This is a genomic window from Rhizobium sp. BK181, assembly GCF_014193305.1.
GTDB lineage: Bacteria > Pseudomonadota > Alphaproteobacteria > Rhizobiales > Rhizobiaceae > Rhizobium.
On the sequence record NZ_JACHZA010000015.1, the window covers coordinates 67,819 to 81,419 of the forward strand.

Consider the following 13,601-nt stretch of genomic DNA (forward strand, 5'->3'; position numbering starts at 1 on the left):
ATGGGTCGCGCGCCTTATCCACCACCCGGATGAAGCTCTTGTGACAAAAGCAACTTCCTCGTGTGACATTAGAGATTGACTATAGACCGAGTTGGCTGTTCCCGCTCGGTCCAGTCTTCATTCCGCTGCGGAGCGCATTTCATCCGCATCGGGCGCGTTGGCATCGCCGGGAGCCGTCTGGCAATTCATATCGGGGAACGCGACGATACGTTTGCCGGCGAAATCCGTGTGGACCACGACCGTCCCCTGCTCCTCGAAATAGCCGAGCAGGCGTCGCGCCCGCCGGGCCGAATGAGTGCCATAAGCGCGGGCAATCCGCGCATCGGATGGGCACGGCTCGCCGCAGACGGCCGCCTTTGCCAGCATCAGGAAAACACCCTGCAGATCGTCGGTGACACCCGAAGAGAGCGACAATGCCGTTGCCCAGGCCTCGGTCTCTGCCGTGGCGGCATCCACACCGGACCGCGAAATCGCCACGCGGCGCCGAAACTCCGGCAGGGACATCGGAGGGCCCGGAACCCGGCGCATGCGTAGGCGCACAAGGAAGTCCTGATAAAGCACGGAATCCGTTCGGAATCCCGAGCTTGGATCGTCGAGTATCTCGTGCAGCACCGCCGTCAGCCTTTCCTCGCGCTCCTCGGCGGACAATTCGGGCTGAGAGGAACGCGCCTCCGAGACGGGCGCCGAGGCAGCAGGCGCGGACCGCGACAGTTCGGCAAGGATGTCGGTGGTCGGTCGTGGCGCCGGCGGAGCACGGCGCACGATCGGCCTCTGGAACTCCTCTGGATCCGGCGTGAAGATCAGGTCCTCGACGTCCTGCGGGGCATCCGGCAGCGGCATGAGCTTCGGACTCGAGGAACGCGCAGAGGTCTCGACATTGCCGATCTGGATTGGCAGCGGGCGACGTGACAGAGCTGGCCCGAGCGCAACGAAATTGCCCCGCTTCAGATCGCGGAACATTTCCGCCTGCCGCCGATCCATCCCGAGCAGATCGGCCGCACGCGCCATGTCGATGTCAAGGAAGGTGCGGCCCATCAGGAAGTTCGAGGCTTCGGCGGCCACGTTCTTGGCAAGCTTTGCCAAGCGCTGCGTCGCGATCACCCCTGCAAGACCGCGCTTACGACCGCGACACATCAGGTTCGTCATGGCGCCGAGCGACATCTTCCGCGCGTCGTCGGAAACTTCGCCAGCGACCGACGGCGCGAACATCTGCGCTTCATCGACGACCACGAGAACCGGATACCAGAACTCGCGATCGGCATCGAACATGCCATTGAGGAAGGCCGCAGCCGCGCGCATCTGCTGTTCGATCTCAAGCCCTTCGAGCGTGAGCACACAGGAAACGCGGTGCTGCCGAATGCGGTTGGCAATGCCGGCAAGCTCCGCTTCGGTACGCTCACCATCGACGACGACATGACCGAACTTGTCCGACAAGGTGACGAAGTCACCCTCGGGATCGATGATGACCTGCTGCACCCACTGCGCGGACTGCTCCAGCAGACGACGGAGCAGATGCGACTTGCCGGAGCCGGAATTGCCCTGCACCAGAAGACGGGTAGCCAAAAGCTCCTCGATATCGAGCGTGGCCGGATTGCCTCCCGACGCCGATCCCATATCGATACCAACCTGCAATGTCACATTCCTCTTTCAATCAAACACGGCGTCGTAGCAGATCAGACCGTGTCTTTGGCAACACGGCAACACAAACCCACAGGAGAAAACGTCAGAACCTGGGCTTCAGCATCCGTGTGAAAACCAAGCTGATCAGCAGCGGAACCAGCAAAATGGCAAGCCCGACGCGCAACCCCAAGACCTCGGCGATGAAGCCGATCAACGGAGGTCCGATCAGGAAACCTGTGAGAGCCATGAAGGACAGGATCGCGACGTTGGCTGCCGCCGGTCGGTCCTTGAGGCTCGCCGCGGCAGTGACAGCCAGGGGGAAACCGACCGACACGCCGATCCCGACCAAAGCAAACCCCGCCAGAGTCACCAGGCTATGCCAAGCAAAGACGACAATCAGCATTCCTGTAAGAGCCGCCACCCCACAACCACGGGCCAGCGCGATTGCCCCGAAACGCTGCTTCAGGTGGTCGCCGCTGAAGCGTCCGGTCGCCACCATCATCGCGAAAATCGTGTATCCGATACCCGTCATCATGCCGTCTGTCTGGAAAACGTCCTTGAGATAGACGGCGGACCAGTCGGCAATCGCGCCCTCGGTCATGGTGATCCCGAAGACGAAGGCGCAGATGCCGAGAAGCGCGCTGCTCGGCAGCTTGAACGGCATGTGCGGCGGAACCGAGCCCGCCTCGCGATCGGGCGGCAGACGAAGGCTCGCGACGATGGCAAACGGCAGAACGACGAAGGCGGCTGCCATGATCGCCCATTCGGCAGGGGCAGCAATCGCGACCATTCCCGAACCAAGCAGGCTGCCCGCCATGATACCAAGGCTCCAGAAGCCATGGCAGCGGTTCATGATGATGGAGCCAGTATCCTTTTCGGCGCGGTCCGCTTCGACATTAAGCCCCAGCTCCAACGTCGACATTGCAACGCCAAGCAACGCCAACGCGATGAACAGCTCGATCGACGTTCGAGAGAAAGCGGGAAGGCAGACGATCACCGAGAAGACGACAAACCCGGCTAGAACGGTGGTCTTACCCCCTATCCGCGCCACCACTCGCCCGGCAAAGGGCAGCGTCACGAGAATCCCGACCGGCATGCCGAGCAGCGCCAACGCAAGATCGGCTGGACCAAGCTCCAGCCGGGCCTGAATTTCGGGGATGCGCGGCAGCCAACTGCCGAATGCTATCGGCTGCAGGAAAAAGATAGCCATTACAAGCTTTTGAAAGGACATGCGGAGCTCGGCGGGATCGATGCGAATCACAACCCCAGTTTGCGCAGTCGCATGGCCTTGCGATAGCCCCTATTGCATCAAGATCGATCCCGCGTCGCGCGACAGCGCCGTACGTCAAGCCTTCAGCCCAAATCCCTGCATCAGCCGCCGCGTTGCAAAATCAGGATTGCCTGAGGTGAAGACCGCAAAGTCGAAGTTATCGGGATGCACGGCATCGGCGACATGCGGAACGAGGCTTCGGGCACGTCTGGCAATTGCCTCCGCCGGATCGAGCCAATCGACGGGCCAGGGTGCGAGCCGACGGAACACGTTGGCCATGAAGGGATAATGCGTGCAGGCGAGAACCACGATATCGGTCTTCGAACCGTCCTTCTCCACGAAGCACTGGTCTATCTCGGAAAGCACAGCCTCGTCAGACACAGCATCGCCGCGGATATACGCCTCTGCCATCCGCGCCAGGTTTTCGGACCCGACCAGGCGCACGTGGCACTGTTGCGCGAAGGATTGGATCAGGTCGCGCGTATAGGCGCGCTTGACGGTCCCCGGTGTCGCCAGCACAGAGACCAGCCCTGAGCGCGTCCGCTCGGCGGCCGGTTTGATCGCCGGCACAGTGCCGACAAAGGTCATCCGGGGAAACGCCGCACGCAAGTCCGCCCCGACAAGCGTGAAGGCAGTGTTGCAGGCGATGATGCAGACCTCGGGATCGTAGTCGACAAGCAGCTTGGCGAAAAGGCCGATGACCCGTTCCTTGAGCGCCTGTTCTTCCCAGCCCCCATAGGGAAAGCCGGCATCGTCAGCAATATAGACAAACCCGCGCTCCGGCATCAGCACGCGCGCCTCGCGGAGCACAGTCAGCCCCCCGATACCGGAATCGAAGACCAGAACCGGTTTCAGCTCATTCCGCGCTGCTGTCATCTTTCGATTGTTCCTTGGCGTCTACGGGCGGCCGGCTACCGCGCGGATATTTCCGCGAGAAGCGGTCGAGGGAGGAAATCACGCCGCGCAGTACACTGATTTCCTGTTCCGTGAACGCGCGGCGGGAAAGGACTGCGCGCAGGTTGTCCACCATTTTCGGCTTTTTCGCGGGCGGATGGAAATAATTGCGTGCGTCCAGCGCTTCTTCCAACTGATCGTAGAGACCGAAAAGTTGCTCTTTCGTGGATTGCGTCTGCGACATCGCCTGGAAGGGAACGGCCGCGACATCCTCCATGCCTGACTTCATCCACTCGTACGACATCAAGAGCACCGCTTGGGCGATGTTGAGTGAGGCAAAGGCGGGATTGACAGGGAAGGTCACAATCTCGTCGGCGAGCGCTACCTCTTCGTTGTTGAGTCCCCAGCGTTCGCGGCCGAAGAGGATACCGGTGCCCTCACCTGCGCGGAACTTCGCTCGCAGCGTTTCTGCCGCCGCCACAGGCGAGCGTACGGGCTTGAAGCCATCCCGCTGCCGCGCCGTCGTCGCATAGACAAAATTCAGGTCGGCAACCGCCTGTTCCAGCGTCTCGTAAACCTTCGTGCCCTCGATCACATGATCTGCCTTCGAAGCGGCAGCCTGTGCCTTCTCGTTCGGCCAACCGTCGCGCGGATTGACGAGCCTCAGTTCCGCCAGGCCGAAGTTCGCCATGGCGCGCGCGACCATGCCGATGTTCTCACCCATCTGGGGTTCGACGAGGATGATAACCGGACCTTCGCTGAGAAGTTGCCGCTCGCTGTTCGTGCCTGCCATAACGCTGGATCCTTTTGCTAAGCGCGGGAATAGCCAAGCCGGACCGAAACGGCAAGGGTCAAGCACCAGCGTAGAGTCTCTCCAAGGTAGAACCGATCATCTCCAACCCAAGGCGAGAGCCGGGACGCGAGAGCGGCAAATGCCGTCCGGGCGTGCCGCCGGTCTTTCTATCGACGAAGAAGCACTCCGACTGACGCTTTGCCAGAAGCGTTACGCGCTGAAGCTCTGCGTCAATCAACTTCGGGCTCTCCACATCGCTGGCGGCTGCTTCCTGGTCTCTGGCCATAACCCGTGCCCAATAGGTCGCGGCGAGAAAGATTGCCAGCGTTTGCCGAATATGTCCCGGCTTGGTGACAATCGACCAGGAGGTACCGAGAGGACGTGCCGCGGTGGCCAGATCCCGATATGCGGCGTCGAGCTTCTGAGAAAAGGCGATCAACGAGTCCGTCGCGTTCTTCGCACCAGCGGCAGAAAGAAGTTCTTCCAAAGCCGAGAACCACTTGCCAACTGCCATGTCCAACGCTCCCCGCGTCCGCGACGGAAGGACGACAAACGCAACGAACGTGCCGGCCGCTGCGCCCAGCATGGTTTCCTCGATGCGCAACAACAGAAGATCGACTGTCAGCGATCCCATCATTCCATAGACGAGGCAGAGTGCGATCGACACGAAGAAGGTCATCGTCGCGTAGGATGTCTGCAAGAAGTAGAAGGCGAGGAAAATGGTGATCGTCGTGACGGCAAGCGCAGCCACCATATGCGCCGTGAGAACGGTCGCCAAAACCAGCCCCATGGCGATCCCGAGAAGCGTCCCAAGTGAACGCTGCAGCGCCTTCATAGCGGTATCACCACGGGAATTGGTATTCGTGAACACCAGGAACGAGGCAAGCACCGCCCAGAACCAACGCTCTCGCGAAATCATAAGTCCGAATGTCATCGCGATCGCCGATGCCAGCGTTATCTGCAGCGCGGAGCGGATCAGCGGATTGTTGAGCGAAAAGTCGATCTTCGCAGGAGCGGCAACTTCATCTGTCACGGCAGCGACCTCGGCAAATCCTGTCGCATAGCCCCTTTCGATCGTCTCTGCGAGCAGCGCTCTTGCCTCTCCCAAGCGGATCAAAGCCTGGCTTGTTTCTGCCTCTAATTCGTCCAGTGTTTCCAGCATTTCCGGCGGCGGAGAGCCGTTTATGATCGCGTGAACGAGAGGAAATGGCGGCAGGCTTTGCGAACTGAGCACAATGGCGCTCTCGGCGGCAAGATGGGCGTCGAACAGGCGGATCGCCAACACCGCCGCCGGCTCAGTGCCCTCGAAGACGCCCGCCGGCGGTCGTGGTATGAAACCCTCGGCCATCAACACGACTTCCTTCAGCCGCTCCTCCAGCTGCCTCAATTCCTGTGCATCCTTGTCCGCCATTCGCCCCACGGACGCGAGGGCAGCAATCTTGAACAAAATCTGGTTGATCCGGCCGCGCACGCTTTCCAGCGAGCGCAAGAGATCCCGACGCCAATCGTCGGGAAGCACCAGAGAACGTACGGCATGCCCGATCAAAGCCGGAGCGACCGGCCCGATCGCAATCAGCGGAAGGTCTGCGATGTGCGGGCGGAAGTAGGCTCCGAGAAAATAGGAGGTGAAGGCAAACATGCCGATCGCATGCCCACGCGGCCCGAACACACGTCCGGCCGAGGCAAGAAAGATGATGAGCAGGAACGCTGCATCCGACACATAGCGGTTTGTTTCAAGGACCGCGGCGAGGCCGACGACACAGACGCTTGCCACGCAGCCCAATAAACGCGTGACGAGCTGGGAGGCACCGCCTTTGTCCTTTACCGCAACCCCGCCTTCGATCGAGAGGACAATGCCGAGACCGTAGGCCGCCGCCGGGAGCGGAACCAGCAGATGGTGGATTGCCAATAGCGCTCCAAACGAGAGAACCATCGCTAGCGTTACCCGCGACGCGATGCGCAGACGCGACAGCGCCGGGTCGTGCGCGAGCAACCAGTCACGGAAGTCAAAACCGGAAAGCACGCATCCCCGCCCCTTGTTCGTGACGTCGAGCAGTCATTGATCGAGGGAAGCCTCGTATTCCTTCGCGGGACGGCCCCGCCATCCCTCGCACAACCGCCATTCGGCAGGTGGAAACTAGCGCATTCGTCAGCCCGGGAAAGTGCTGTTCGGAGCCATCCAAGCCATCATTGTCCCTTGGCGATCTGCACCATGGTGTTTTTGAGCGAGTTCGGTGGTTGGCCCGGATCGCCTTCGGTGACGACGTCGTCGATGACCGGCTTGCCGGCCTCCTCGAGCATCTCAAAGCGGACGGTCGTGATCGCCTGCTTGTCCGATCCGTCGTCCATGCAGGTCGCCTTCTTGAAGGTGACGACAACTTCCGTTGCACTGTCGGCGGAGGGCTTTGGCGTGTAGGTCAGATCCTCAAGCGGACATGCATCCTCGCCATTGACGATCACATCGTAGTCGAACGGCGAGACACCGTCCTCGTCGGCAGCCGGGTTCTGAATGGCCGCCTGGTATTTCGTCACGAAGTCTTTGCTGTAGAGCCGCGAAAGCCTGCTTGGATCGAAGATGTCGATCCAGTCGCTGTCTGCGCCAGACCAGTTCTTGATGGTCGCGTCCATGATCTCTTTCACAGGCGCCGTAACGTCGGCGGCGAACATCGGCGAGGCTGAACCGAGCAGGACCGCTAAGGCAAGGGAAGTCTTCTTCATGACGAGCATCCGGGCAATGGTTTTGCGCCGGAGACTAGCCATTTTCCTCCGCTTGGCAATGGCCGCAAAAACACCGTCCCCTTCTGCTTCCGGCTTTGCACTCCCGGCCCACAATGCTATAGCGCTCGGGATTTCATATCACCCACCCGGGACGCCCGTCCCTCCAAGCTTAAACGAGGCAGATACATGAAGAAGATCAAGGTCGCCAATCCCGTCGCCGATCTCGACGGCGATGAAATGACTCGCATCATTTGGCAGCTCATCAAGGATAAGCTGATCCATCCGTATCTCGACCTCGAAATCGACTATTTCGACCTTTCCGTCGAAAACCGCGACGCCACCAATGACCAGGTGACGATCGACGCCGCCAACGCCATCAAGAAGCATGGCGTCGGCATCAAGTGCGCGACGATCACGCCTGATGAAGATCGCGTCAAGGAATTCAACCTCAAGCAGATGTGGAAGAGCCCGAACGGCACGATCCGCAACATCCTCGGTGGCGTTATCTTCCGCGAGCCGATCATCTGCCAGAACGTTCCGCGCCTCGTTCCGGGCTGGACCAAGCCGATCGTTGTCGGCCGTCACGCGTTCGGCGACCAGTACCGCGCCACCGACTTCAAATTCCCGGGCAAGGGCAAGCTGACGATCAAGTTCGTCGGTGAAGACGGTCAGGTCATCGAAAAGGAAGTCTTCGACGCCCCCGGCGCCGGCGTTGCCATGGCCATGTACAACCTCGACGAGTCGATCCGCGAATTCGCCCGCGCCTCGATGATGTACGGCCTGATGCGCAAGTGGCCGGTCTACCTGTCGACCAAGAACACCATTCTCAAGGCCTATGACGGCCGCTTCAAGGACATCTTCGAAGAAGTCTACCAGACCGAATTCAAGGCGAAGTTCGACGAAATCGGCATCACCTACGAGCACCGCCTGATCGACGACATGGTTGCTTCCGCTCTGAAGTGGTCTGGTGGCTACGTCTGGGCCTGCAAGAACTACGACGGCGACGTCCAGTCCGACACGGTTGCCCAGGGCTTCGGCTCGCTCGGCCTGATGACCTCGGTTCTGCTGACGCCGGATGGCAAGACCGTCGAAGCTGAAGCTGCGCACGGCACGGTGACGCGTCACTACCGCCAGCATCAGAAGGGCCAGGAAACCTCGACGAACTCGATCGCCTCGATCTTCGCCTGGACCCGCGGCCTCGCGCATCGCGCCAAGCTGGACGACAACGCCGAACTCGCAAAGTTCGCGGCAACGCTCGAAAAGGTCTGCGTCGACACCGTTGAAGCCGGCTTCATGACCAAGGACCTGGCGCTGCTCATCGGTCCCGATCAGCCTTGGCTCTCGACCACCGCCTTCCTCGACAAGATCGACGAGAACCTGCAGAAGGCGATGGCATAAGCCAGACGCAAATATCAGAATGGACGGCGGGGATTTCCCCGCCGTTTTCGTTTCAGGACAACATAACAAGGGAACAACTGGAATGACCGCGACTATCAGACCACTTCAGCCTTCCGAGCGCGCGGCATGGGAACCGCTGTGGCTTGCCTACCAGCGCTTCTACGAAGTCGTCATTCCCGACGAGACGACCGACCTGACATGGAGCCGGTTCCACGACCCTGCCGAGGACATGCATGCGCTCGGCGCATTCGATCCCGAGGGAAAACTTGTCGGCATCGTCCATGCCATCTTCCATCGCTCGACCTGGTTGCCGAAATGGACGTGCTATCTTCAGGACCTCTACGTGGAAGGCGATCAGCGCGGCCTCGGCACCGGTGCTGCCTTGATCGATGCGGTCGCCGACCTTGCGCGGGAAAATGGCGCCGGGCGGCTCTACTGGATGACGCATGAAACCAACGCGACCGCGCGAAAGCTTTACGACCGCATCGCCGCGCGCTCCGGCTTCATCCAGTATCGCAAGGCTCTCTGATCAAACCGGAAGACTTTGCTTCAACCAGCACTGTCCTATTTCCCGGCAGTGGATAGCTGCGTCGAGGGGGACCGACGAAAACCGAACAGGAGGAGGAATTGAATGGCTGAGGAACTGATACTCTACACGAACCCCATGTCACGCGGCCGCATCGCCCGCTGGATGCTGGAGGAGACCGGCGCTCCCTATGAAACCAAGATCATCGGTTTCGACGGCGGAATGAAGTCGCCGGAATATCTCGCCGTCAACCCGATGGGAAAAGTGCCCGCGATCCGCCACGGCAAGACCGTTGTCACCGAATGCGCCGCGATCTGCGCCTATCTCGCCGACACCTTCCCGGAAGCGGGGCTTGCCCCGAAACCGGATGAGCGCGGCAACTACTATCGCTGGATGTTCTTTGCAGCCGGGCCGCTCGAAGCCGCAGCGACCAACAAGGCGCTGGGCTTCGATACGCCCGCCGACAAGAGCCGCATGGCTGGTTACGGCAGCTTCTCGGATGTCATGAACACGTTGGAGAAGGCCGTCGGTGCCTCGACCTACATAGCAGGCAATCGCTTCACTGCGGCCGACGTCTATGTCGGCTCGCATATCGGCTGGGGCATGAGCTTCGGCACGATCGAGAAGCGCCAGGCTTTCGTCGATTACTTCGGCCGCCTGATGGAACGTCCCGGCTACAAGCGGGCGTCAGAAATAGACGACGCTTCCATGAAGGCAGCCGAATAAGCTAGCAAAGCGGCATGTAGATGTCGGTCAGAAGTTCGGTCGGCGGTACATCGCGAGGGTTGTTCAGATAATCCTCGAACATCAGACTGTCGCGCAGCTGCCGACCGGAAGCGGGCAACCACTCCGCATAAAGCCACTGGTAAGCCTTGTGCATGTCGGCATAAGGCCCCTTGTGACGCAGGACGGCATACTCGCCGCCATCAAGCATCTGGGCCTGCAGCGGCGGCGCGATGGCAATCTCGCCGTCAGTGCTCACGCACGCGATGGAGCGCAGCTTGTCGGCGGGCACGATATCGGGATCGTCGAAGTACACACCGATCATCCGCATCGTTGGCTTCGCCAATCCGCGGACATGCAGGGTGCCGAACAGCGTCTCGAATGCCTGGCCGATCTGCATGTAGGAGCCGAGGTGCGGTACGCCAATCAACTGAATTGGCTCAATCTTGCGTATGGTAACATCAAACATCGCTGCGATCTTTCCGTTAGGTGAAGGTTCAAACGCTGTGTGACTACCCTTCGTCCGGTATTGCGCCGGCGGCATGCCGTAGACCGACTTGAAAATGCGGTTGAATGACTGGAGGTTGGGATAGCCTGATCGCTTTGCAATTTCCCCAACTGGAAGATGCGTACCGACGATATCGCCTGCGGCACGATGCAACCGCAACCGCTTTACGGTCGCGGCAAGCGTCTCGCCGTGAATGGCACGGTAGACCCGATGCCAGTGATAGCTCGACATGCAGGCGATCACTGCAAGCTTGTCCATATCCAGTTCTTCGTCGAGGTGATTGTGGATATGGGCGGATACCCGGCGAAGCCGAGCTTCATAGAGCGTCCAAGCCGTTGCGCCATTCATGTCAGAACCTCTTGCAAACCGATCGGCCACACAGAACCATAGCGTGATTTGACAAATCCTGCGGACTTCGACGACCACGCAAAGAAAAAGGCGGGATCAACCCGCCTTTCCAAAACTCGAAGGAACTCGGTACGCTCAGCTTGCGAGCGCGAGCGCCACGGCTTCGATCGCCTCATCGGCCTTCGCGCCGTCGGGCCCACCGGCCTGCGCCATGTCGGGACGGCCGCCGCCGCCCTTTCCACCCAAAGCCGCCGACGCGATGCGGACGAGATCGACAGCGCTGAAACGGCCAGTCAAGTCAGGCGTGACGGCGACAACGGCGCTTGCCTTGCCATCGTCGGATACGCCGATCAGAGCAACGACGCCGGAGCCGAGGCTTGCCTTGCCGTCGTCGGCGAGCCCCTTGAGATCCTTCGGATCCACGCCCGAGATCGCCTTGCCAAGGAATTTCACGCCGCCGACTTCACGCACAGCGTCATCGGAGCCGCCCTGCCCGCCGCCCATGGCAAGCTTGCGCTTGGCGTCCGCCAATTCCTTTTCGAGCTTGCGGCGCTCGTCCATCAGCGCCTCGACGCGCGACAGAACCTCGCCCGGCTGGACCTTGAGCGCGCCGGCAAGCGCCTTCACGCGTTCGTCCTGCTCGGCAAGATAGGCACGCGCCGGCTCGCCGGTCACCGCTTCGAGGCGGCGCACGCCGGAGCTCACCGCGCTGTCGCCGAGAATGCGCACAAGGCCGATGTCACCGGTCGCTGACACATGCGTACCGCCGCAGAGCTCGACCGAGTAGGCCTTGCCCGCCTTGGCGCCATGCAGCCCGCGGCCCATCGAGACCACGCGCACTTCCTCGCCGTACTTCTCGCCGAACAGCGCCATCGCACCTTCAGCGATCGCGTCGTCGACGCTCATCAGGCGCGTCGTGACAGGCGAATTCTGCAGGATGATCTCGTTGGCCATGTCCTCGACGCGCTTCAGCTCTTCCGCCGTCATCGGCTTCGGATGCGAGACGTCGAAACGAAGGCGTTCCGGCGCAACCAGCGAGCCCTTCTGCGCCACGTGCGTGCCGAGAACCTCGCGCAGCGCTTCATGCAGCAGGTGGGTCGCCGAGTGGTTGGCGCGGATGCGCGAACGACGGGCGTGATCGACGGTCATGGCAACCGCGTCGCCGGCCTTGACGCTGCCCTCGATGACGGTGCCGGTGTGGACGAAAAGGCCCTCGCCGCGCTTCTGTGTGTCGGAAATCTCGATCTTCGCTGTGTCGGAGGAGATGATGCCGGCATCACCCATCTGGCCGCCGGATTCTCCGTAGAACGGCGTCTGGTTGACGACGATCTGCACCTTGTCGCCCTTGGCGGCCGCATCGACGGTAACACCGTCCTTGACGATTGCCTGTACCACGCCTTCAGCCGTCTCGGTGTCATAGCCGAGGAATTCGGTTGCCCCGTGCTTGTCGCGCAGCTCGAACCAGATGGTTTCCGTAGCCTTGTCGCCGGAGCCGGCCCAATGCGAACGAGCCTCCGCCTTCTGGCGCTCCATGGCATCGGTAAAGCCGGCGAGATCGACGCTGATTTCGCGAGCGCGCAGCGCATCCTGCGTCAGGTCGAGCGGGAAGCCGTAGGTGTCGTAGAGCTTGAAGGCGGTCTCGCCGTCCAACATGTCGCCCTTGCCGAGCGTTGTCGTCGCGTCGGAGAGCAGCGACAGGCCGCGCTTCAGCGTCGTGCGGAACTTGGTTTCCTCAAGCTTCAGCGTCTCGGTGATCAGCGCTTCGGCGCGCACGAGTTCCGGATAGGCTCGACCCATCTGCTGGATCAGCGTCGGCAGGAGTTTCCACATCAGCGGCTCGCGGGCGCCGAGCAGTTCGGCATGACGCATGGCGCGGCGCATGATGCGACGCAGGACGTAACCGCGGCCTTCGGCCGAGGGCAGCACGCCGTCGGCGATCAGGAAGGCAGACGAGCGCAGGTGGTCGGCGATGACGCGGTGGCTGGCGCGCTGCTCGCCTTCGGCCTTGACGCCGGTCGCCTCTTCCGAGGCCTCGATCAGGGCGCGGAAAAGATCGATATCGTAGTTGTCATGCTTGCCCTGCAGCACTGCAGCGACGCGCTCAAGTCCCATACCGGTGTCGATCGACGGGCGCGGGAGATCCACGCGCTCTTCTTTCGTGACCTGCTCGTACTGCATGAAAACGAGGTTCCAGATCTCGATGAAGCGGTCACCATCTTCCTCCGGCGAGCCGGGAGGACCGCCCCAGATATGATCGCCGTGGTCATAGAAGATTTCTGAGCATGGCCCGCACGGGCCGGTATCGCCCATCGCCCAGAAATTGTCGCTGGTAGGGATGCGGATGATCTTGTCGTCGGACAGGCCGGCGATCTTCTTCCAGAGATTAAAGGCTTCGTCGTCCGTGTGATAGACGGTGACCAGGAGGCGCTTGGCGTCGATGGCGAATTCCTTGGTGATCAGGTTCCAGGCAAGTTCGATTGCCCGCTCCTTGAAGTAATCGCCGAAGGAGAAGTTCCCAAGCATCTCGAAGAAGGTGTGATGGCGTGCAGTGTAGCCGACGTTATCAAGGTCGTTATGCTTGCCGCCGGCGCGGACGCACTTTTGCGCCGTCGAGGCGGTTTTGTACGGCCGCTGCTCCAAGCCGGTAAAAACGTTCTTGAACTGCACCATGCCGGCATTGGTGAACATCAGCGTCGGATCGTTTCGCGGCACCAACGGGCTCGACGGAACGATTTCGTGGCCGTTCTTCTTGAAGTAGTCGAGGAAGGTCGACCGGATATCATTCACACCGCTCATGCTATGC

At 61.0% G+C, this 13,601-nt stretch carries 11 protein-coding genes; 3 read left to right on the top strand and 8 right to left on the bottom strand.

Annotated features, from left to right (window positions below):
- Window positions 1–117: 117 nt before the first annotated feature.
- From FHT77_RS24710 to FHT77_RS24735, 6 genes are all read right to left on the bottom strand, one after another.
- Entirely contained in the window at window positions 118–1,632 is a 1,515-nt protein-coding gene (locus FHT77_RS24710; RefSeq protein ID WP_183757513.1) for an ATP-binding protein, read from the bottom strand.
- 91 nt (window positions 1,633–1,723) lie between these two features.
- On the bottom strand, window positions 1,724–2,851 hold the full coding sequence (locus tag FHT77_RS24715; protein ID WP_183757464.1) for an MFS transporter: 1,128 nt from the start codon (window positions 2,849–2,851) through the stop codon (window positions 1,724–1,726).
- Window positions 2,852–2,965: 114 nt separating this feature from the next.
- Entirely contained in the window at window positions 2,966–3,766 is an 801-nt protein-coding gene (gene murI / locus FHT77_RS24720) for a glutamate racemase (RefSeq protein WP_183757465.1), read from the bottom strand.
- Entirely contained in the window at window positions 3,747–4,577 is an 831-nt protein-coding gene (locus FHT77_RS24725) for an RNA methyltransferase (protein WP_183757466.1), read from the bottom strand. Before FHT77_RS24725 ends, murI begins: the two co-directional genes overlap by 20 nt.
- Before the next feature lie 58 nt (window positions 4,578–4,635).
- Window positions 4,636–6,600, bottom strand: a complete 1,965-nt coding sequence (locus FHT77_RS24730) for an FUSC family protein (RefSeq protein ID WP_183757467.1) — start codon at window positions 6,598–6,600, stop codon at window positions 4,636–4,638.
- Window positions 6,601–6,764: 164 nt separating this feature from the next.
- Window positions 6,765–7,295: a hypothetical protein gene (locus tag FHT77_RS24735; RefSeq protein WP_183757468.1), complete on the bottom strand. Its 531-nt coding sequence runs from the start codon at window positions 7,293–7,295 to the stop codon at window positions 6,765–6,767.
- Between the two features lie 186 nt (window positions 7,296–7,481).
- On the opposite strand from FHT77_RS24735, the gene FHT77_RS24740 reads away from it, so the two are divergent.
- From FHT77_RS24740 to FHT77_RS24750, 3 genes are all read left to right on the top strand, one after another.
- Window positions 7,482–8,693 (top strand): NADP-dependent isocitrate dehydrogenase, encoded by a 1,212-nt coding sequence (locus tag FHT77_RS24740; protein WP_113365402.1) that lies wholly within the window; start codon window positions 7,482–7,484, stop codon window positions 8,691–8,693.
- Window positions 8,694–8,775: 82 nt separating this feature from the next.
- Window positions 8,776–9,222: a GNAT family N-acetyltransferase gene (locus FHT77_RS24745; RefSeq protein WP_183757469.1), complete on the top strand. Its 447-nt coding sequence runs from the start codon at window positions 8,776–8,778 to the stop codon at window positions 9,220–9,222.
- 102 nt (window positions 9,223–9,324) lie between these two features.
- Complete coding sequence (locus FHT77_RS24750) at window positions 9,325–9,945, top strand: glutathione S-transferase family protein (protein ID WP_183757470.1); 621 nt, start codon at window positions 9,325–9,327, stop codon at window positions 9,943–9,945.
- Window position 9,946: 1 nt separating this feature from the next.
- Here FHT77_RS24750 and FHT77_RS24755 read toward each other — a convergent pair whose 3' ends face one another.
- Both FHT77_RS24755 and alaS read right to left on the bottom strand, forming a co-directional pair.
- Window positions 9,947–10,798, bottom strand: a complete 852-nt coding sequence (locus FHT77_RS24755; RefSeq protein ID WP_183757471.1) for a GyrI-like domain-containing protein — start codon at window positions 10,796–10,798, stop codon at window positions 9,947–9,949.
- Window positions 10,799–10,933: 135 nt separating this feature from the next.
- Complete coding sequence (gene alaS / locus FHT77_RS24760; protein WP_183757472.1) at window positions 10,934–13,594, bottom strand: alanine--tRNA ligase; 2,661 nt, start codon at window positions 13,592–13,594, stop codon at window positions 10,934–10,936.
- Between the last annotated feature and the right edge of the window lie 7 nt (window positions 13,595–13,601).